The following is a 20,070-nucleotide window of genomic DNA, read 5'->3' on the forward strand; positions in this document are numbered from 1 at the left end:
GGGCATGGGCGCGATCCGGCAGGTGTCGCGCGTGCTCGCCTGGGTGGCGGGCGCGCTGATGCTGCTCTCCGCGCTGCTGATCGGCGCCGACGTGCTGCTGCGCAACGCGCTGCGGATCGCTCCTTTCCACTCCTTCGAGCTGTCGCGCTATGGCTTCGCCGCCGCGCTCGCCTTCGGCCTGGCCTTCACGCTGACGGAGCGGGCGAATATCCGCATCGACATCCTGCACCGGCTGGTGCCGCGCTGTGCGCATCCCTGGCTCGACGTGCTGGCGCTGCTGGCGTTGGCGCCGGTGGCGCTCGCCTTCGCCTGGTATGCCTGGGACGTGATGCTGCAGAGCGCGCGGCTCGGCGCCGTCTCCAACACGCCGATGGCGGTGCCGCTGGTGATCCCGCAAACCATCTGGGCGGCCGGGCTGAGCTGGTTCGCGCTGGTCGCCCTGGTCATGGCGCTGCAGGCGCTCTGGGCGCTGCTGCGCGGCCGCACCGACCGCGTGGAGGAGATCGGCGGGATGCCCGGGCTGGCGGCGGAGGGCTTGCCTCCCATCGAGCCCAGGGCATGATCGGGCTCTCCGCCCTCCTCGTGGTCGTGCTGGTCGGGCTCGGCATCCCCGTCGCGGCAGCGCTGTTCTACCTGGCGATCATCCTTGGCGACCTCTACGCCTTCATGCCGCCACTGCCCTCGCTCGGCGATATCGCCTGGTCGAGTGCGACGGAGTTCCTCTTCGTCTCGATCCCGATGTTCATCCTGATGGGCGAAATCCTGCTGCGGGCAGGGTTGGCGGAGGACATGTACCGCGCGCTAGCCCCGGTGCTTTCGCGTGTGCCGGGTGGGCTGATGCACACCAACATCGCCTCCTGCGCTGTGTTCGCGGCGACGTCCGGATCCTCGGTGGCGACTGCGGCGACCATCGGCACCATCGCGATGCCGAACATGGAACGCCACCGCTACAACGCACCGCTGTTCCTCGGTTCGATCGCGGCGGGCGGCACGCTCGGCATCCTCATTCCGCCCTCGATCAACATGATCATCTATGGCGTGCTGTCCGATGTCTCGGTCGGCGATTTGTATCTGGCGGGGCTGGTGCCGGGCCTGCTGCTCGCGGCGCTGTTCTCGCTGGCGGTCTGGGGCATCTGCGTGCTGCGGCCGGAATTCGGCGGTGAGAAGGTGGCGCACAGCGAGGCGAGCCGCGCGCTGCTGCGATCCCTGTTGCCGATGGCGCTCCTGTTCTTCCTCGTCGTCGGCTCGATCTATGCGGGGCTCGCGACGCCGACGGAAGCCGCCGCACTTGGCGTGCTCGGCGCGCTTGCCCTCGCCGCCGCGCGCGGGCGGCTGCAACTGCGTGCGCTGATCGCCGCCTTCGAAGGCACCATCCGCACCACTTGCATGGTGATGCTGATCGTGCTGGCCGCCTACTTCCTGAACTTCGTGATGGTGAACATCGGCCTGACACGTGCCGTCGTTGCCTACGTGGATGGCCTGGACCTGCCGCCGCTTGTGGTGATGCTGGCGATCATCGCGCTCTACATCGCACTTGGCTGTTTCATGGACACGCTCTCGCTGATGATCGCGACGACGCCGCTGGTGGTGCCGATCGTGGTCGCCATCGGCTACGATCCACTGTGGTTCGGCATCCTGTTCATGATCCTGATCGAGGCGGCGCTGATCACGCCGCCGGTCGGGATGAACCTGTTCGTCGTGCAGGCGGTGCGCGGCGGCGGCGCCTTCCGCGAGGTGGCGGTGGGCTCACTGCCTTTCCTGGGCGCCATGTTCGCTATGATCGGCCTGCTCATCGCGGCGCCCGGGCTGGCCTTGTTCCTGCCGTCGCTGCTCAAGGGGGGCGGCTGACGGGGGGGCTGGGCGCGCGTGCCCGGCCGGTATCGACAACGAAGGGAGACACTGAGATGAAGTTCAGGATGCTCGCGGCGGGCCTGATGGCGCTGCCGCTGCTCGCCACCGGCGCTCCGGCGCAGCAGCTGCCGGAGACACGCATTACCGTGCTCGGCAACATCGGCATAACCACGCAGAGCCGCACCATCGAGGGGCCATTCTGGAACCAGCAGGTGCGCGAGCTGTCGGGCGGCCGCATCACCGCGAATTTCCGGCCCTGGTCGGAAGCCGGCCTGCGCGGGCCGGAGGTCTTTCGCATCCTCGCCCGAGGCCAGGCGAACATCGCAACGGCGCAGCTCGGTCACCATGCCGGCGACGCGGCGATCAACGATGGCAGCGACCTCGCCGGCCTGACCGGCAGCATGGAGGAGTTCCGCCGCGTCACCGATGCATTCCGCCCTGTGCTGAACCAGTTCTACGAGCGGCAGCTCGGCCTGGTGCCGATCACCTATCAGTCCTACCAGAGCCAGGTGCTCTACTGCCGCGACGCGATTTCAGGTCTCGCCGATCTGCGCGGCAAGCGCGTGCGCACCTCCGGGGCATCGCAGGGCGACTTCGTGGCGTATTTCGGCGGCACGCCGGTGGACGTGGCGTTCGGCGAGACGCAGCAGGCGCTTGCGCAGGGCACCATCGACTGCGCGATCACCGGCACGCTCTCCGGCTACGTGGCGAAGTGGTACGAGGCGTCGAAGTTCATCTACACCCTGCCGATCAACTACGGCTCCGGCGCGACGGTCGCGAACGGCCAGTGGTGGCGCGGCCTGAGCCCCGCGGTGCGGACCTTCCTGACCACCGAGCTCGGCAAGCTCGAGCAGCGGATGTGGGCGCTGAACTTCGAGGAGGATGCGATGGGCATCGCCTGCAACACGCAGGGCCCGTGCCCGCTCGGCACTCCCGGCGGCATGACGCGGGTGGACCCGACGCCGGCCGATACCGAAGCGCGTCGCCGCGCGATGCTGGAGCGCGTGCTGCCGAACTGGGCTCGCCGCTGCGGTGCGGAATGCGTGCAGCAGTGGAACGACACCATCGGCAAAGTGGTCGGCCTGCAGGCGCGCGCTACGCAGTGAGCGTATGACGCGAGCGGGCGGGGCGGCCGCTGCCGTCGCGCCCGCTACGACCGTGGATCGTGAGAGGACCGCATGAGCTTCGACATCGCCCAGGCCTTCGCCGCGCATGCTGCCCGCATACGGCACGCCGACCTGTCGCCGGAGGCGGTGGCGAAGGCGAAGACCTTCCTGCTCGACACCCTCGGCGTGGCCTTGGCTGGCAGCAGCGGGGCGAACGTCGAGGCCGTACGCGATTTGGCGATCTCCTGGGGGCCGGGCGAGGAGGCGACCTCCTGGCTGGGCGGGCAGCGCATGTCCGCCGGCTCGGCCGCCATCATCAACGCCTACCTGATCCACTGCCTGGAATTCGACTGCGTGCATGAGGGCGCGGTGGTGCACCCGATGGCCACGCTGCTCTCCGCGCTGCTGGCGTGGTGCGAGCGCGAATCGCTGCGCGGCCGGCCGGTGGATGGCGCGCGCTTCCTCGCCGCGATGGCGGTGGGCGTGGACGTCGCCGGCCTTCTCGGCGTGGCGACGGATGCACCGCTGCGCTTCTTCCGCCCGGCCACCGCCGGCGGCTTCGGCGCCACCGCGGCCATTGCCAACCTGGCGGGCTTCGACGCAGCGACGACGCGCAGCGCCTTCGGCCACATGTACGGCCAGACCTGCGGCACGCTGCAGCCGCACCTGGAAGGATCGCCGCTGCTCGGCCTGCAGATCGGCTTCAACGCCCGTGGCGCGATCGCCGCGGCCGATCTCGCCGCGGCTGGGATGCAGGGTCCGCTCGACGTCTTCACCGGCCGCTACGGCTACTACACGTTGATCGAGGATGGACAGCTGCACGCCGATCGTATCGAGGCTGCGCTCGGTCGCGAATGGCAGATCACGCAGCTGGCGCACAAGCCTTTTCCCTCCGGCCGGCTGACGCATGGCGTGGTCCATGGCCTGCGCGATCTGATGGCACGGCACGGCTTCGCGCCGGACGACATCGCGGAGGTGGTCTGCCGCGTGCCGCCGCTTGTCCGCCGGCTGGTGGGCCGCCCGGACATGCCGGATCCGGCCTCCAACTATGCAAAGCTCTGCCTGCCGTTCGTCGCCGGCGTCTTCCTCGCCAAGGGGCGCTGCGACGTGCCGGATTTCCGCGGCGAGGCACTGCGCGACCAGCGGGTCCATGCCTTCGCCGCCCGCGTGCGGCACGAGGCGGACGGAAACACCGACGAGAACGCTCTGGATCCGCAGGAGATCTCCGTCCGGCTTGCCTCCGGCGCGGTGCACACGATCCACCTGCCGCATGTCTACGGCCATCCCGAAGCGGCGCTGACCGCGGCGGAGAACGAGGAGAAGTTCTTCCGCTGCTGCCGCCATGCGGAGCCCTCGGTGCCGGAAGCTCGCGCCCGCCGCATCCTCGACATGGTCGCCGGCATCGAGGCACTGCCCGATATCGCTGCCCTGGTCGCTGCCGTCGCCGGCCCAGATTGACGCCGGCCGCACCCGAGCCTACTTGTCCGGACAACTACCGCGGGGACGTCGCCATGGACATCAACACCGCCCGCCAGTCCGAGGAGGACGCGGCCCTTCTCGAGGCGATCGAGAAATGGCTGGAGCGCGACGTGCGCCCGCATGTGCTGCGCCTGGAGCATGCCGACGAATATCCGCATGAGATGGTCGAGCAGATGAAGGCGCTCGGCCTCTTCGGCGCGACCATTCCGGCCGAATACGGCGGGCTTGGCCTTTCCGCCACGACCTATGCGAAGATCGTGGAAAAGATCGCCGAGACCTGGATGTCGCTCACCGGCATCTTCAACAGCCACCTGATCATGTCGGCGATCGTCACGCGGCTTGGCACGGAGGAGCAAAAGCGGGCCTGGCTGCCGAGATTCGCCTCCGGCGAGATCCGCGGCGGCCTCGCGCTGACGGAGCCCGATTGCGGGACCGACCTGCAGGCCATCCGCACCCGCGCGCGGCGCGACGGCGACCACTATGTCGTGAACGGCACCAAGACCTGGATCAGCAACGGCATCGAGGGCAGCTGCTTCGCGCTGCTGGTGAAGACCGATCCCACCGCGGAGCCGCGCTACAAGGGCATGTCCATGCTGCTGGCGCCAAAGCACGAGGGCTTCCGGGTCGGCCGCAAGCTCGAGAAGATGGGCTACAAGGGCATCGACAGCGCCGAGCTGGTCTTCGAGGATTACCGCGTGCCGGCAGAGAACCTGATCGGCGGCGAGGGCAAGGGCCTGAACGCAGCGCTGTCCGGCCTTGAACTCGGTCGTATCAACATCGCTGCGCGCGGTTGTGGCCTGGCCTCGGCGGCGCTGCAGGACAGCGTACGCTACAGCCAGATCCGCCACACCATGGGCAAGCCGATCTGCGAGCACCAGGCGATCCAGCTGAAGCTCGGCGAGATGGCGACGCGGCTGCAGGCTGCGCGGCTGCTGACCTACGACGCGGCGCGCGCCTACGACAAGGGCGAGCGCTGCGACATGGAGGCCGGGATGGCGAAGTTCTTCGCCTCTGAGGCGGCGGTGGAGAACAGCCTGGAGGCGATGCGGATCCATGGCGGCTATGGCTACTCCAAGGAGTACCATGTCGAACGCTACTTCCGCGATGCGCCGCTGATGTGCATCGGCGAGGGCACCAACGAGATGCAGCGAATCATCATCGCCAAGCAGCTGATTGCGCGGAACCCGGTGTGAAGCCCGCGTCACGAAGTTCCAACCTGCGGCGGGCGCAGCCCGCCGAGTGGCCGAATGGCCGCCGCCGCAAGTGCAGCGAGCCAAGCGCAGCGCCGGCGCCTGAGGGTGAAATGCGTCAGCATTTCACGAGGCAAGTATGAAGCCCCTACCTCTCGCCGGTCTGCGGATCCTGACCTTCGAGCAGTTCGGCGCTGGCCCCTTCGCAACCATGAACCTCGCCGATCTCGGCGCGGACGTGATCCGGGTCGAATCACCGCCGACCGCGGATGGCGAGCCGCCAGGGGACATCGCGCGGCATACCGGCGGCTATCCGCTCGGCGAGAACGACAGCCAATATTTCCAATCCTTCAACCGCAGCAAGCGCGGCATCACGCTCGATGTACGCAAGCCGGAAGGGCGGGCGGTGCTGCACCGGCTGGTGCGGGACGTGGACGCGGTCATGAACAACCTGCGTGGCGACCTGCCGGCGCGGCTTGGCCTGGACTACCCGGCGCTCAGCCAGGTGAAGCCCTCGATCGTGTGCGTGCACGTCTCCGGCTATGGCCGCGACGGCGAGCGCGCCACCTGGCCCGCCTATGACTATCTGGCACAGGCGGAGGCCGGCTTCTGTGCGCTGACCGGCGAGCCCGGCAGCCCGCCGGCGCGGGCCGGCATCTCCGTCATCGACATGCTCTCCGGCCTCACCGCGGCGCTCTCGGTGCTGGCGGGCGTGATGGGCGCGCGCGCGACGGGGATCGGGCGTGATCTCGATGTCTCGCTCTACGATGTCGCGATCCAGAACCTCACCTATGTTGCGACCTGGTACCTCAACGACGGCTTTGCCGTGCCGCGCCGGCCGCGTGGCGGGCATCCCTTCATCGTGCCCTGCGAGATGTTCCCGACCGCCGACGGCCATGTCTTCGTGATGTGCGTCAAGCCCGCCTTCTGGCGGCGCTACTGCGAAGCGATTGGCATGCCGGACTTGCCGCGCGACCCGCGCTTCCGCGGCTTCGACGAGAGGCTCGCCCATCGTGACGATCTCGTGGCGATCCTCGATCCGGTGATGCAGGCGCGGACCTCCGCGGAGTGGGTCCCGCTCCTCGCCGGCAAGGTGCCGGTCGCGCCGGTGCTGACGCTCGCCGAGGCGCTCGACAATCCCTATCTTCGTAGCCGTGGCGGCGTGATGAACCTCGACCATCCGCAGCGGCCCGACCTCAAGGTGGTGTCGAGCGCGATCCGCCTCGATGGCGCGCGTGCCGCCGGCCGGCCCGGCCCCGCCTATGGCGGCGACACCGCGGCGGTGCTGGCGGAGGCCGGCTACACTGCCGCCGAGATCGCACAACTCCGCGCGCTGGGGGCGGTTTGAAGATGAAGCTCGAAGGCGTCCGCGTCCTAGACCTCTCGCTGTTCCTGCCGGGGCCGTATCTTACCACGATGATGGTCGATCATGGCGCCGAGGTGATCAAGTTGGAACCGCCCTCCGGCGAGCCGGTGCGCGGCATCGGCCTGCGCGCGAACGGCGAGAGCGTCTGGTTCCGCAACACGCATCGCGGCAAGCGGTCCATTGTCCTGAACCTCAAGGAACCGGCCGACCTCGCCGCGCTGCGCGACATCGTGCGCGGCTGCGACGTGATGCTCGAATCCTTCCGCGCGGGTGTGGCGGAGCGGCTTGGCATCGGCGCGGCGGCGATGACGGCGCTCAATCCGCGGCTTGTCTATTGCTCGATCTCGGCCTTCGGCCAGGACGGACCGTTGCGCGACCGCCCGGCGCACGACTTGGCCGTGGAAGCGCTGGCCGGCACCGCCTCCATCAATCTCGGCCAGGACGGCAGGCCGACGCATCCGAATGTGCCGGTCGCGGATGTCACCGCCTCACTGCTCGCGCTCTCGGCGATCCTGATGGCGCTCTTCCGCCGTGAGAAGACCGGGCGCGGCGACGTCATCGACATGGCGATGTTCGACGCCACGCTCTCCTGGCTGCCCAACGCCACCGGTGCGGTCTTCGCCGAGGCGCGGCCACCCCGCGTGAAGGAGGAGCGCCAGTGGGGCGGCGGCGCCTTCTACAACATCTATGCGACAAAGGACGGAAAGTGGATCGTGCTCGGCGGCAGCGAGCACAAATTCGTGGAGAACCTTCTGCATGCCCTCGGACGTGACGACCTGATCGCCGCGGCGTCCGGACCGCCCGGCCCGGCGCACAAGCCCGCCGAGAACTTCCTTCGCGCCACCTTCGCCACGCGCACGCGCGACGAGTGGGAGGCCTGGTTCGAAGGCCGCGATGTGTGCTTCGCGCCGGTGCTCGACCTCAAGGAGGCGTTCGACAACCCGCACACCGCCGCGCGCCGCATGCTGGTTCGGGATGCGGAAGGCAACCTGCATATCGGCTTGCCGATCAAGTTCCGCGACGAGCCCGGGGCGCTCAACCCGCGACTTCCCGCGCTCGGCGAGCATACGGCCGAGGTCATCGCAGAGGCGCGCCGGCGTCTCGGCGACCGTGGCTGAGTTGTCGCTCACCGAGGGCGTCGTCGCGCTGCTGGCGCGGCCGATCACCGATGCCGATCGTCGCCGCGCCGCGCTGCACCTGGTCGATTGGATCGGCTGCGCCACCGCCGGCGCGGCGAGCCAGGTAGGCGGCGTCTTCCGCGCCCATGCCGCGATGCAAGCGTGCGGCGCGGCCCGGGTCGTGCTCGGTGCCGGCGTCGCCGCGCGCGACGCGGCCTTCGCCAATGGCGCCTTCGGCAACGTGTTGGAGATGGACGATGTCCATCGCCAGGCGATCCTGCATCCCGGCCCGGTCGTGATCCCTGCCGTGCTCGCGCTCGCCGCCGAGTGCAACGCGGGCGGCCGCGCACTGCTCGACGCCATCCTGCGCGGCTATGAGGCGGAGATCCGCATCGGCCGCGCGATGGGCCATGCGCATTATCTGCGCTTTCATCCAACTGCGACCATGGGGCCCTTCGGCGCCGCAGCCGCCTGCGGCTCGCTGCTCGCGCTGGACCCGACGCGCATGCTTTGGGCGCTCGGCAATGCCGGCACGCAGGCAGGCGGCGTCTGGCAATGCCGGCACGAGCCGGTGATGACGAAGCAGTTGCACACCGCGCGCGCCGCGGTGATGGGCCTCGAAGCGGCGCAACTCGCCGCGGCGGGCTTAAGCGGTCCGCGCTGGATCCTCGACGGCCCGCAGGGAGTCCTTGCCGGCATGGCGCCGGACGCGAAGCCCGAGCGCGTGCTGGCCGAACCCGATGCGCCCTGGATGGTGCACGCCACCAGCTTCAAGCCCTGGCCCGCCTGCCGCCATGCGCATCCGACCATCGACGCCGCCCTCGCGCTGCGCCCGCATCTGGCGGGCCGTGAAATCGTGGCGGTGCGGGTCGAGAGCTACGCGGATGCGCTCGCCTTCTGCAACCAGGTGCAGCCGCGCACAACGATCGAGGCGAAGTTCTCGCTGCAGCATGCCGCGGCGGTGGCACTGCTGGACGGGCCGCCGCCGCTCGCCGCCTTCGATCCGCCGGCGCTGTCGCGTGCCGATCTCGCGGCGCTGCGCGCTCGCGTCACCCTCGCCGAGGATCCTGCGGCAACGGGCGCCTATCCGCTGCACTTCGGCGCCGCCGTCAGTGTGGAACTGGCGGACGGCACCAAGCTGCGGCACGCGGTGGCGGACGCACTTGGCGACCCCGAGAACCCGCTGGCCGAGGCCGCCATCCTCGCCAAGGCTCGCATGCTGATGGGTAGCGCCGGGGTCGAGGGGACGCGCATCGAGGCGGTGCTTGTCGCTGCGCTGGCGCTCGCCGAAGGTGCATCCGTCGCACGTCTGAACGATCTGCTGCCCTGACCGTACCGGAGCCGCGCATGACCGCCTTCGATTATGTCACAGCGATGCAGCCCGAGGCGATCCGGCGCGACTACCCCATCGGCCCCGACTTCCCCGGCGCGCTCGCCCGGCTTTCACGCGATGAACTGCGCGCGCGACAGGAGCGGGACTTCCAGCGCATCCTCGCCTTCGCATGGCAGGTGCCGTTCTACCAGCGGCTCTGGGGCGCCAAGGGGATCGAGCGTGGCGATATCCGAACCCTCGACGACCTGCCGAAGCTGCCGAGCTACGACAAGTCCGACATCATGGCCTCGGTCGCCGCCTATCCGCCGATCGGCGACTTCCATGGGCAGGATGCGCACCCGCCGGAGACGCGCCCGCAGATCATCTTCCACACCACCAGCGGCACGACCGGCAAGCCGCAGCCGCTGCTGTTCGGACCGAAGAGCCGCGAGGTGCAGAACCGCCTGCTCGCACGGCTCTACCTGATGGCGGGGATGACGCGCGACGACGTCGTGCACAGCGTCTATGGCCACGGCCTGATCAATGGCGGCCACTATGTGCGCGAGACGGTGCAGCACTGGGTCGGTGCGCGCTTCATGTCGGCCGGCACCGGCGTGGAGACGCGCAGCGCGCAGCAGGCCTTCATCATGAAGGAGTTCGGCGCGACGGCGATCATCGGCTTCGCCGACTACATCCGGCGCCTGGCCGACGTTGCGCGTGAGGAAGGCTTCGAGCCTGGCCGCGACATCCGCATTCGCCTGATCTGCGCGCATCTCGGCAGCGAGACGCAGGCCAGCCTCTCCGCCGCCTGGGGCGGGCCGGAGGTGTTCGACTGGTACGGCGTCGGCGACACCGGCATCATCGCCGGCGAAGGCCCCGATCGCACGGGGATGCATGTGTGGGAGGATGCGCATGTGCTGGAGATCGCCGATCCCGATACCGGCGCGCCAGTGCCGGAGGGCAGGCTCGGCGACATGGTCTGCACCTGCCTGTTCAAGGACGACATCTTCCCGATCATCCGCTTCAACACGCATGACGTGACGGAGGAGGTGATCGGCGCCAACCCGCTGGGCGTGCCGTTCCGGCGCATCCGCGGCTTCCTCGGCCGCAGCGACAACATGGTGAAGCTGCGCGGGATCAACCTCTTTCCCACCGGAATCGGTGCGCTGCTGGCGGAGCAAGCGGAAGGCGCGACTGGCGAGTTCATCTGCCGTGTCCACAGGGTCGGCGCGCGGGATGCGATGACCGCCCATGTCGAGGTCCGCGGCGAACGCACGGAGGGGCTGCGGACACGGCTCGAAGCCGCGCTGAAGTCGCGGCTTGGCGTGGAGATCGCCGTGACGCTGGAAGCGCCTGGCGCGCTCGCCGCCCTCACCCAGGTGGAAAGCCGCCAGAAGCCCATTCGCCTGCTGGACGAGCGCAAGTGATGATCGAGGATGGTCTCGGCGTCTTCTGGCACTTGGCGCCGCAGCCCGGCGGGGAGGGGCCGCTCGGCGGCATGACGCTGGCGGTGAAGGACAATGTGGACGTCGCCGGCATGCCCACCACCGCGGGCTTCGCCGGCTATGCCGGCCGCGTCGCGGCCGCCGATGCGCCCTGCGTCGCACGACTCCGCAAAGCGGGGTGCGCAATCCTCGGCAAGGTCGCAATGCATGAGGGCGCGCTGGGTGCGACCACCGATGTGCCGCGCCTCTGCCACAACCCGCTGCGGCACGGCTTTACGCCGGGCGGGTCCTCCGGCGGCTCCGGAGCGGCCATTGCAGCGGGTTTCGCGGAACTCGCCATCGGCACCGACACCATGGGCAGCGTGCGCATCCCGGCCGCCTATTGCGGCGTGGTGGGGCTGAAGCCGACCAGGGGCCTGGTCTCGCGCAGCCGGGTCGTGCCGCTCTCGCCGACGCTCGACCATGTCGGCATGCTGGCGCGCACGCCACGCATGGCGGCGCGTGGCCTGGCGGGGATGGCGGGTGATGATCCGTCAGATCCCTCTTCGCGCCCGCTGCCGCTGGGCTGGCGCGCGGTGCCGGAACAGGCCGCCGGCATCGCTGGCCTGCATGTCGGACTGCCGCGGCCGGTACAGGAGGCCGCCATGGAAGCTGCGGTTCGCGAGGCATGGGAGCGGGCGGCGCAGCGGCTGCGCGACCTCGGCGCGCAGGTGGCGCCCGTCGAGGTGCCGGCCTGGTCGCCCGGTGCCGCGCGCCGAGCCGGGCTGCTGCTGATCGAGGCGGAAGCCGCGGCGATCCACCAGGACCTGATCGCCGATCCGACCGCCACCTCGCCCGGCTTCCGGGCAGCGCTGCAGTACGGCCGCGATGCCGGGACGGTGCGAATGGCGCGTGCGCTGTTCCTCCTCTCGGAGGTGTACGCCGGCGCGCTGCGCGCGCTCGATGCATGCGATGTCCTGCTGATGCCCACGGCGCCGCAGCGCGCCTTCGCCTTCGGCACGGCGACACCGGCCGACCAGGCGGATTTCACCGCACTCGCGAACATCGCCGGCCTGCCGGCGATCGCCTTTCCCTGGCCGGCGGAGGGGCTGCCCGCTTCGGTGCAACTCGTTGGCCGTGCCTATGCGGAAGCTCAGATCGTGGCCATCGCCGAGGCGCTCAGCGCGCCTTGAAGGCCGGGGGCCGCTTCTCAAGGAAGGCGCGGTAGCCCTCGCGGAAATCCTCGCCGGCGAAGGTCTCGTCGAAGGCCGTGCGGAGTGTGGCGCTGTCAGGCGGCGCACCGTCTTCGATCGCGGCGACCATCGCCTTCATGGCGCGCAGCGCGGGGCGGGAGCCGGCGACGAGCGGTGCCAGCCGCCCCGCAACGAAGGCATCCAGTTCTTCCGGCGCGCGCACCTCCTGCACAAGGCCGATGCGCAGCGCTTCGGCTGCGCCGACAGGCCGCGCGCTGAACAGCAGGTCCTTCGCGCGCGCGGCGCCGATGGCGCGCAACAGGCGCGTGGTGTCGCCTTGGCTGTAGATCAGGCCGAGCTTCGCGGGCGTCACGGCAAAGCGCGCATCGGCAGCGGCGAAGCGCAGGTCGCAAGCCAGCGCAAGCGCCACGCCGCCGCCGACGCAGGCACCGCGGATCACTGCAAGGGTGGGCTTGGGGCAGCGTGCCAGCGCCTCCACAGCCGCGGCGATTTCGGCATTGGCCTGCGCCGTGCTGCCAGCGGCCGCATAGGTTTCGGCGAATTCGCCGATATCTGCGCCGCCGCAGAAATGGCCACCCGCGCCGTCCACGCGCAGCACGGCAACGGCGTCGTCGGCCACGGCCTGCTCGACCAGTGCCGGCACCGCGCGCCACATCGCGCGCGTCATGGCGTTGCGCTTCGCCGGCTGGTCGAGTAGCAGGGTCGCCACCGCGTCCTCGCGCAGCAGCCGCACCGCCGCGCTCACGTCGTCGTCCCCGTGATCTCTTCAACGCGACGCATGACCGTCGCGCCCGCCTTCGCCCAGCACTGGTGGCCATGGATCAGGATGGCGATGGACAGTGCCTCCATGATCTGCCCCGGCGTGAGACCGGCGCGCAACCCCGCCTCCGCATGCGCGACTGCGCCTTCCACATGCCCTGCGGCGACGTCCAGCACGATGAACACGAGCTCCTTGCAGGCCAGGTCCAGATGCCCTCCGGGCGGTGGGCGGTAGACCGCCTCGCGTGCCGCCAGATAGGCTGCGAAGACCTCCGGTGCGTGGCGGCGCAGAAGCGCGACGCTGTCCGGCAGGGCGCCGATCGTCGTCCCGAAATGATCTTCCGCCTCCGACATGAGCGGTCTCCTGTGGCGACTCCGGGCAAGCCTATCCGCCATGCCGGCGGAGGCCCAGCCGGGGGGCGGAATTTGTCCGAACAAGTGGTTGTCACGCCGCCGGACGCATGGTTAGGTCAGGCACGGGAAACCGGAGGGACGATGATGCAGCGACGCGACATGATGCGGGCCGCGGGCGGCTTGGCGCTGGCGGGGATGATCGGCGGCACGGCGCGGGCGCAGTCGCCGGTGCGCTGGGATGTGTCGATCCCCTGGGGACCGTCGGAGTTCCACACCGTCAACGCGCAGCGCTTCGCCTCCGAGGCGCGCAAGCTCACCAACGACAGCGTCCAGATGACCATCCATGCCGGCGGTTCGCTCGGCGTGCGCGCGAACGAGACGGTGCGCGCCATCGGCGACGGCGTGGTGCCGATGGCGGAGATGGCCGGCTTCCAGAACGTGGGCGACGTGCCACTGCTCGGCATCGAGAGCATCCCCTTCCTGATCGGCAGCTACGACGAGCTGAAGGCCATGCATGATCTCGTGCGCCCGACCTGGGAGCGCGAGCTGGAGCGGCGCAGCAACGTCGTGCTCTATGTCGTGCCCTGGCCGATGCAGTGCATGTATTTCAAGAAGCCGATCAACAGCGCCGAGGATCTGCGCGGCGTGCGCATGCGCACCTATGACCGGGTGACGGCGGAGATGGTCACGCGGCTCGGCATGGTGCCGCAGCAGCTGACAAACCCCGATGTGGTGCCGGCGCTCGCGTCGGGACGCGTAGACGCGGTGATGACCAGCGGCACCACCGCCGTCGCGCAGCGCTACTGGGAATTCCTGAAGCACACCTACATCACCAACCATCTCTGGGCGTCGAACCTGATGGTGGTGAACATGGACAGCTGGCGGCGCCTGCCGCAGGCGACGCGCGCCCAGATCCAGGAGCTGGCGAAGAAGCTGGAGCCCGAGTTCTGGAACGTCTCCAAGGGTGAGCATGAGCAGCGCATGGGCCAGCTGCGGCAGAACGGGATGACGGTGGAGGAGCCGGCGCCGGCGCTGGTGCAGGCGCTGCGGAGCGCCACCGCGACCATGGCGGACGATTTCGCGAAGGCGAACCCCGCCGCCGGGCCCATCATCCAGCAGTTCCGGCAGCGCGTCGGAAGGGCGTGATCCCGGCGAACGACCGGCGTGCGCCACCCGCTGCGGCGGCCGCGCTGCTGCGTGCCATCGATGTGCTCTGCGCGGTCGGCGCGGCGGTGGCGGCGGTGGCCGCCGCGCTGCTCGCGCTGATCCTGATCGGGGAGGTGATCGTCACCTCCTTCTTCGAGTGGTCGCAGCCCTGGGCGATCGAATACGCGATCTACCTGCAATGCGTCGTGCTGTTCTGCGGCGCCGGCTGGACGCTGCGGCAGGGCGGGCACATCCGTGTCGCCATCCTGTTGCAGGCGCTGCCGCCTGGCGCCGTGCGGCTGCTCGACATGCTGGGCACCACCTTCGCCATCGGCGTGGTCGGCTTCGCGTGCTGGGCGCTGTGGCAGCAGGTGCTGCGCACCTATGAGTTCGGCTCGACCTCCTACTACCCGATGGCCACGCCGATCTGGATTCCGCAGGGCCTGCTGACGGCGGGTGTCACGCTGCTGCTGCTCGGCTTCGTCGCACGGCTGCTGCGGCTGGCGCTCGGCCAGCCGGCGGATCTGGCCTCCGGCGGGATCGGGGGCGCGGAGTGACCGGGCCACTCGCGCTTGTCCTCGGCATGCTGGTCGTCACGCTCGCGGGTGGCGTGTGGGTCGGCGTCGGGCTGATGTCCATCGGCATCGTCGCGCTCGAGATGTTCCGCGACATGCGGGTGGACCGCTTCCTCGCCGGCGACATATGGTCCTCCACCACGGCGGTGGAGCTGATCACGCTGCCGCTGTTCATCCTGATGGGCGAGCTGCTGTTCCACACGCGGCTGTCGGAGAACCTGTTCAAGGGGCTCTCGCCCTGGACGCGCCGGCTGCCGGGGCGGCTGGTGCATGTCAACGTGATGGGCTGCACGCTGTTCGCCGCCGTCTCCGGCTCCTCCGCCGCCACCACCGCCACGGTCGGCCGCATCACGCTGCAGGAATTGCTGGCGCGCGGCTATGACCGGCGGCTGGCGGTGGGCTCGCTGGCGGGGGCGGGCACGCTCGGCTTCCTGATCCCGCCGTCCATCCCGCTGATCGTCTATGGCGTGGTCGCCGATGTCTCGATCCTGGAGCTGTTCATCGCTGGCCTGGTGCCGGGCCTCGTGCTGGCTGCGATGTTCATGGGCTGGATCGCCTTCGCCGCCTGGCGCAACCCGGCGCTGGTGCCGCCGATCGAGCCGCCGATCCCGCTGGCCGAGGGGCTGAAGGCACTGGCGAATTTGGTGCCGATCGTCTTCCTCATCAGCTTCGTGATGGGCAGCCTGTATTTCGGCTTCGCCTCGATCACGGAAGCCGCGGCGATCGGGGTGCTCGGTGCGCTGGTGGTGGCGCTGGGGCAGCGCACGCTGACGCCGCTCGGGCTGTGGCAGGCGCTGCTCGGCACGGTGAAGACCTGCTCGATGATCGGGCTGATCCTGGTCGGCGCGCTGTTCCTGTCGAAGGCGATGGCGCGGCTCGGCCTGCCGGCGGATGTCGCAACCGCCATCCAGTCCTGGGGCCTGCATCCCTTCGCGCTGATCGCGGTGCTGCTGCTGTTCTACCTGCTGCTGGGCTGCGTGCTCGACGGGCTCTCGGCCATCGTGATGACGCTGCCGGTGACGCTGCCACTGGCCACCGCGGCAGGCTTCGATCCCGTGTGGTTCGGCGTGTTCCTGATCATCACCATCGAGATGGCGCAGATCACGCCGCCGGTCGGGTTCAACCTGTTCGTCATCCAGGGGCTGACGCGTGACGGCATCTTCCGCATCGCCCGCTGGGCGGCGCCCTTCTGCATCATCATGATGACGTTCACCGTGCTGATCACGCTCTTCCCGGAGATCGTCACCTTCCTGCCCCACTCCACCCGCGGATGAGCGCCTGGATACGGCGGCGCGGCATGGCGCTGATCGCCTCCGCCGCGCTGGCCGGGATCGTCGTGCCGCCGCTGGCGGAGGCGGCGCGGCCCTTGCTGCTGTGGATCTCCCTGGTGGTCATGGCGCTGGCGCTGGTGCGGGTGGAGCCGGACGCGCTGATCGGCGTGCTGCGCCGGCCGGCGCTGGCGCTGCTCGTGCTGGGCTGGGTGACCTTCGTGGTGCCGCTCGTCGTCTGGCTGCTTCTGGCGCCGCTGCTGCCGGCGGGCAGCGCCTTCCTGGCCGCGGCGGTGCTGATCGCGGCCACGCCCTCCGTCATGTCCGCGGCTGTCTTCGCGATCCTGCTGGGCGCGGATGCGGCGCTGCTGACGGTGGTGGCAATCCCCTCCAATGCGCTGGCGCCGGTCTGGCTGCCGCTGATGGCCGCCTTCGTCGGCGTCACGGCGCAGGTGGACCCCTGGGCGATGGCGTTCCGCCTTGCTGTCCTGGTGGGCGGCAGCTTCGCGCTGGCGGCGCTGGCCGTGCGGCTCGCCGGACGGCCGGCGCTGCGGCGGCAGGCGCCGCGGATCGACACCTGGATCGTCATCCTCGTCGCCGCTTCCGCCATTCCCTGCATGGATGGCGTGGGAGAGGCGCTGGCGGCATGGCCGCTGGCATTCCTCGCGATGCTCGGCTTCGCGCTGGCGTTGAATCTCGGGCTGCAGGCGATCGGCTTCCTGGTCTTCCTCGCCGCGCCAAGGCAGGCGGCGCTTTCGGCCGGCCTGGTCAGCGGCACGCGCAACATGGTGCTGCTTCTGGCAGCCCTCGGCGACCCGGGCGAGAGCGATCTCGGCCTGATCGTCGCCGCGGCGCAGCTGGCACTGTTCGTCATGCCGGCGATCGTCGCACCCGCCTACCGATTGCTCGGCCGGCCGGCTTGACGAAGCGGCGCGCTGGCGCCACGCACTTGTCCGGACAAGCAGGAGACGCCCATGGTCCAGACCCACAAGGAAGTCGCACCGCGCCGCTTCCGCGAATCCTTCGGCCGCTACTTCGAGGATTTCGAGGTCGGCGACATCTACGAGCACCGCCCCAACCGGACGATCACCGAGACCGAGAACACCTGGTTCACCCTGCTGACGATGAACCAGCACCCCATGCATTTCGACGCCGAATACGCGAAGCATTCGGAATTCGGGAAGTGCATCATCTGCTCGCCCTTCACCGTCGCGCTGCTGGTGGGGATGAGCGTCTCCGACGTGTCGCAGAAGGCGATCGCCAATCTCGGCTGGAAGGAGATCAAGCTGACGCATCCGCTCTTCGCCGGCGACACGCTCTCGGGCGAGAGCCAGGTGCTGGACAAGCGCGAGTCCAGGTCCCGCCCGAATGCCGGCATCGTCGGCGTGCGCACGCGCGGCTTCAACCAGCATGGGACGCTGGTCTGCGAGTTCGACCGCACCATGCTGATCGCCAGGCGCGGCTTCGATGTGGAGGTGAAGGCGGGCTACTGAGTCCAACGGCCGCTTTCAGCGACTCGTTGGCATCTTCTTACGTCCTCAGGCGCCGGGCGCGGCCTCCGGCCGCTTGGCTGCGCGCCACTTGGCGCGGCGGCCATTCGGCCGCTCGGCCACCTTCGGTAGCCGCCGGTCACGCAGCAGGGCCGACGGTATGGCCCCGCTTGGCAAACACCAGCGCCCCCTTCGCCGCCGCGACGCCGGTGGCGAAGCAGCCCTGCAGCAGGTAGCCGCCGGTCGGCGCCTCCCAGTCCAGCATCTCGCCGCAGGCGAAGATCCCGGGATGCGCGCGCAGCATGAAGCGCCCATCCAGCTCGGTCCAGGCGATGCCGCCGGCCGAGGAGATGGCGCGCGCCATGCCGTGGGCCGCGCGCGTGGTCAGCGGCAGCGCCTTCACCAGCGACGCCAGCTCCATCGCCGCCGCGCCGCCATGCCGCGCCTCCTGTACCAGCGCGACCGCCACCGGCGGCAGGCCGAGTGCCTTGCGCAGCTGCGCCGAGACCGTCTCGCCGCGCCCGCGCATCGCCAGCCGGCGCCGCACCTCCTCCGCCGGAAGGTCGGGGCGAAGGTCGAGGCTGAAACGCGCACTTCCTTCGCGCGCGATTGCGTTACGGATGGCGGCGGAGAGCGCATAGATTGCGCCGCCCTCGATCCCGCTTGCGGTCAGCATCGCCTCGCCGCGCTGCGTGGTCCCCTCGAAGCTCACCGCGATGCGCTTCAGCGGCGCGCCGGCATGTGCCGCCATCTTCGCCGACCACGGCACGACGAAGCCGACATTCGAGGGTGCGAAGGGGGTGACGGCCACGTCCGGCAGCAGCGAAGTCCAGCCGCCATCCGATCCCAGCCTTGGCCAGGAGGCGCCGCCGAGCGCCAGGACCGTCGCTTCCGCCCGATGCACCACCTCCCCATCCGGCGTCGCGAAGCGCAGGGCGCGCGCCGCGAAACCCGTCCAGCGATGGCGCAGGCGGAACGCCACGCCGAGCGCATCCAGCCGCCGGAGCCAGGCGCGCAGCAGTGGTGAGGCCTTGAGCGGCTTGGGGAAGACGCGCCCACTCGATCCCACGAAGGTTTCGACGCCGAGACCCTCGCACCACGCGATCAGGGCCGAGGGCGGGAAGGCGCGCACCGCCTCCAGCAGAGCCGGCGCGGCCGGGCGATAGCGCGTGAGGAAAGTTTCCAGCGGTTCCGAATGCGTCAGGTTCAGCCCGCCGCGCCCGGCCATCAGGAATTTCCGCGCCACCGAGGGCATGTGGTCGAATACCGTCACCGCCGCGCCGCCCTGCGCGAGCGTTTCGGCGGCGATCAGCCCGGCGGGACCGGCGCCGATCACGGCAATGCGCGGCTTGTCATCCATCGCGGCTTTCTGCGCCGGCGGCGGTGGGATATCCAGGGGCATGGATGCGATCCTCGTCACCGGCGGCGCCGGCTTCGTCGGACTGAACCTGGTCGAGGCGCTGCTGGCGCGTGGCGAACATGTGGTGGTGTTCGGCCGCGAGGCGCAGCTGCCCAGCCCGGCGCCGAGCCTGTTCGCCCGGCTGCCCGGCAGGCTCGAAGTGGTGCAGGGCGATGTGCAGGACGGCGCGGCGCTGCGCGACCTGTTCGCGCGCCGGCGCATCGGCGCGGTCTTCCCCTTCGCCGCCATCACCGCCGGGCCGGAGCGCGAGGCGGCCGACCCCGCGCTGGTGCTGGACGTGAATCTCAAGGGCGTGCTGGCCACGCTGGCCGCGGCGCGGGATGCCGGGACGGTGCGGCGCGTGGTGCTGCCCTCCTCCGCCGCGGTCTATGGCGAATCGGCCTATGCCTTCCCCGTGCTGGACGAGGCGACGACCCCGCCGGTGCCGATCAGCCTCTACGGTGTCACGAAATACGCGGTGGAGCGTGCCGGGCTGCGGCTGGCGGGGCTGTGGGGCCTGGATGCGGTCGCGGCCCGCATCGGCGCGACCTTCGGCCCCTGGGAGCGAGACACCGGCCTGCGCGACACGCTGAGCCTGCACCTGGCGCTCGCAGAGGCGGCGCAGCGCGGCGAGCAGGTGGTGCTGCCGCCTGCGCCCCTGCCGGCCTATGACTGGGTCTATTCGCGCGATCTCGCCGAAGGGCTGATCGCCCTGCTGGATGCGAGGGATCCACCGCACCGGGTCGTGAACCTCGCTTCCGGCACGGATTGGGCGCCGGCCTATGGTGCCTGCCTGGAGGCGTTGCGCCGCGCCTTCCCCGGCTGCCGCTGGCGCCATGCCGAGCCCGGCGAAAGGCCCAGCATAAGCTGGAACGAGAGCCGGCCGCGCGGGGTGATGGCGATCGGCCGCGCCGCCGATCTCGGCTGGCGGCCCCGCTTCGCGCCGGCGGCCGCGAGCGCCGATTACGCCGCCTGGCTGTTGGCAAAGCGCGAGCAGGCCTTACCGTAGGGGGGCACAG

The 20,070-nt window shown here is 70.1% G+C and carries 19 protein-coding genes; 16 read left to right on the forward strand and 3 right to left on the reverse strand.

The genetic code is table 11. The features are described from left to right. Window positions 1-4 precede the first annotated feature (4 nt). From ACESM1_RS13165 to ACESM1_RS13210, 10 genes are all read left to right on the forward strand, one after another. Entirely contained in the window at window positions 5-562 is a 558-nt protein-coding gene (locus ACESM1_RS13165) for a TRAP transporter small permease subunit (protein ID WP_372620730.1), read from the forward strand. Next, window positions 559-1,848 carry a TRAP transporter large permease gene (locus tag ACESM1_RS13170; protein WP_372620731.1) on the forward strand — a complete coding sequence of 430 codons (1,290 nt, stop codon included), beginning with the start codon at window positions 559-561 and terminating at the stop codon, window positions 1,846-1,848. The genes ACESM1_RS13165 and ACESM1_RS13170 overlap by 4 nt, the downstream gene beginning before the upstream one ends. 56 nt (window positions 1,849-1,904) lie before the next feature. Continuing rightward, a complete protein-coding gene (locus tag ACESM1_RS13175; RefSeq protein WP_372620732.1) occupies window positions 1,905-2,957 on the forward strand; it encodes a TRAP transporter substrate-binding protein in 1,053 nt (350 codons plus the stop codon). A gap of 72 nt (window positions 2,958-3,029) precedes the next feature. Next, window positions 3,030-4,415 (forward strand): MmgE/PrpD family protein, encoded by a 1,386-nt coding sequence (locus tag ACESM1_RS13180; protein WP_372620734.1) that lies wholly within the window; start codon window positions 3,030-3,032, stop codon window positions 4,413-4,415. A 53-nt stretch (window positions 4,416-4,468) separates the two neighbouring features. Beyond that, complete coding sequence (locus tag ACESM1_RS13185) at window positions 4,469-5,629, forward strand: acyl-CoA dehydrogenase family protein (protein ID WP_372620735.1); 1,161 nt, start codon at window positions 4,469-4,471, stop codon at window positions 5,627-5,629. Between the two features lie 136 nt (window positions 5,630-5,765). Continuing rightward, the gene (locus ACESM1_RS13190) at window positions 5,766-6,974 is read left to right on the forward strand and encodes a CaiB/BaiF CoA transferase family protein (protein ID WP_372620736.1); all 1,209 of its coding nucleotides are present in this window, start codon (window positions 5,766-5,768) and stop codon (window positions 6,972-6,974) included. Between the two features lie 2 nt (window positions 6,975-6,976). Next, a complete protein-coding gene (locus tag ACESM1_RS13195) occupies window positions 6,977-8,110 on the forward strand; it encodes a CaiB/BaiF CoA transferase family protein (RefSeq protein ID WP_372620737.1) in 1,134 nt (377 codons plus the stop codon). After that, complete coding sequence (locus tag ACESM1_RS13200; RefSeq protein WP_372620739.1) at window positions 8,103-9,440, forward strand: MmgE/PrpD family protein; 1,338 nt, start codon at window positions 8,103-8,105, stop codon at window positions 9,438-9,440. Before ACESM1_RS13195 ends, ACESM1_RS13200 begins: the two co-directional genes overlap by 8 nt. Window positions 9,441-9,457: 17 nt before the next feature. After that, entirely contained in the window at window positions 9,458-10,849 is a 1,392-nt protein-coding gene (locus tag ACESM1_RS13205; RefSeq protein ID WP_372620741.1) for a phenylacetate--CoA ligase family protein, read from the forward strand. Further along, window positions 10,849-12,039 (forward strand): amidase, encoded by a 1,191-nt coding sequence (locus ACESM1_RS13210; protein ID WP_372620743.1) that lies wholly within the window; start codon window positions 10,849-10,851, stop codon window positions 12,037-12,039. Before ACESM1_RS13205 ends, ACESM1_RS13210 begins: the two co-directional genes overlap by 1 nt. Here ACESM1_RS13210 and ACESM1_RS13215 read toward each other — a convergent pair. Continuing rightward, on the reverse strand, window positions 12,026-12,805 hold the full coding sequence (locus ACESM1_RS13215; RefSeq protein WP_372620744.1) for an enoyl-CoA hydratase/isomerase family protein: 780 nt from the start codon (window positions 12,803-12,805) through the stop codon (window positions 12,026-12,028). The genes ACESM1_RS13210 and ACESM1_RS13215 overlap by 14 nt on opposite strands. Next, a complete protein-coding gene (locus ACESM1_RS13220; protein ID WP_372620745.1) occupies window positions 12,802-13,173 on the reverse strand; it encodes a carboxymuconolactone decarboxylase family protein in 372 nt (123 codons plus the stop codon). Before ACESM1_RS13220 ends, ACESM1_RS13215 begins: the two co-directional genes overlap by 4 nt. A gap of 144 nt (window positions 13,174-13,317) precedes the next feature. On the opposite strand from ACESM1_RS13220, the gene ACESM1_RS13225 reads away from it, so the two are divergent. Genes ACESM1_RS13225 through ACESM1_RS13245 form a run of 5 tightly spaced genes read left to right on the forward strand, consistent with a single transcriptional unit; the run spans window position 13,318 to window position 17,655 of the window. Then, window positions 13,318-14,319, forward strand: coding sequence for a TRAP transporter substrate-binding protein (locus ACESM1_RS13225; RefSeq protein WP_372620747.1), 1,002 nt, complete (start codon window positions 13,318-13,320; stop codon window positions 14,317-14,319). Beyond that, on the forward strand, window positions 14,316-14,876 hold the full coding sequence (locus ACESM1_RS13230) for a TRAP transporter small permease subunit (protein ID WP_372620749.1): 561 nt from the start codon (window positions 14,316-14,318) through the stop codon (window positions 14,874-14,876). Before ACESM1_RS13225 ends, ACESM1_RS13230 begins: the two co-directional genes overlap by 4 nt. Further along, window positions 14,873-16,168, forward strand: a complete 1,296-nt coding sequence (locus ACESM1_RS13235; RefSeq protein WP_372620751.1) for a TRAP transporter large permease — start codon at window positions 14,873-14,875, stop codon at window positions 16,166-16,168. Before ACESM1_RS13230 ends, ACESM1_RS13235 begins: the two co-directional genes overlap by 4 nt. Window positions 16,169-16,191: 23 nt before the next feature. Continuing rightward, window positions 16,192-17,085, forward strand: coding sequence for a hypothetical protein (locus tag ACESM1_RS13240; RefSeq protein WP_372620752.1), 894 nt, complete (start codon window positions 16,192-16,194; stop codon window positions 17,083-17,085). Between the two features lie 51 nt (window positions 17,086-17,136). Then, the gene (locus ACESM1_RS13245; protein WP_372620753.1) at window positions 17,137-17,655 is read left to right on the forward strand and encodes a MaoC family dehydratase; all 519 of its coding nucleotides are present in this window, start codon (window positions 17,137-17,139) and stop codon (window positions 17,653-17,655) included. Window positions 17,656-17,791: 136 nt separating this feature from the next. Here ACESM1_RS13245 and ACESM1_RS13250 read toward each other — a convergent pair whose 3' ends face one another. Next, window positions 17,792-19,054, reverse strand: a complete 1,263-nt coding sequence (locus ACESM1_RS13250) for an NAD(P)/FAD-dependent oxidoreductase (RefSeq protein WP_372620755.1) — start codon at window positions 19,052-19,054, stop codon at window positions 17,792-17,794. Here ACESM1_RS13250 and ACESM1_RS13255 point away from each other — a divergent pair. Continuing rightward, window positions 19,053-20,060 carry an NAD-dependent epimerase/dehydratase family protein gene (locus tag ACESM1_RS13255; protein ID WP_372620757.1) on the forward strand — a complete coding sequence of 336 codons (1,008 nt, stop codon included), beginning with the start codon at window positions 19,053-19,055 and terminating at the stop codon, window positions 20,058-20,060. The genes ACESM1_RS13250 and ACESM1_RS13255 overlap by 2 nt on opposite strands. Window positions 20,061-20,070: the final 10 nt, after the last annotated feature.

This window comes from Falsiroseomonas sp. (assembly GCF_041690465.1).
In the GTDB taxonomy this organism is placed as follows: Bacteria; Pseudomonadota; Alphaproteobacteria; order Acetobacterales; family Acetobacteraceae; genus Falsiroseomonas.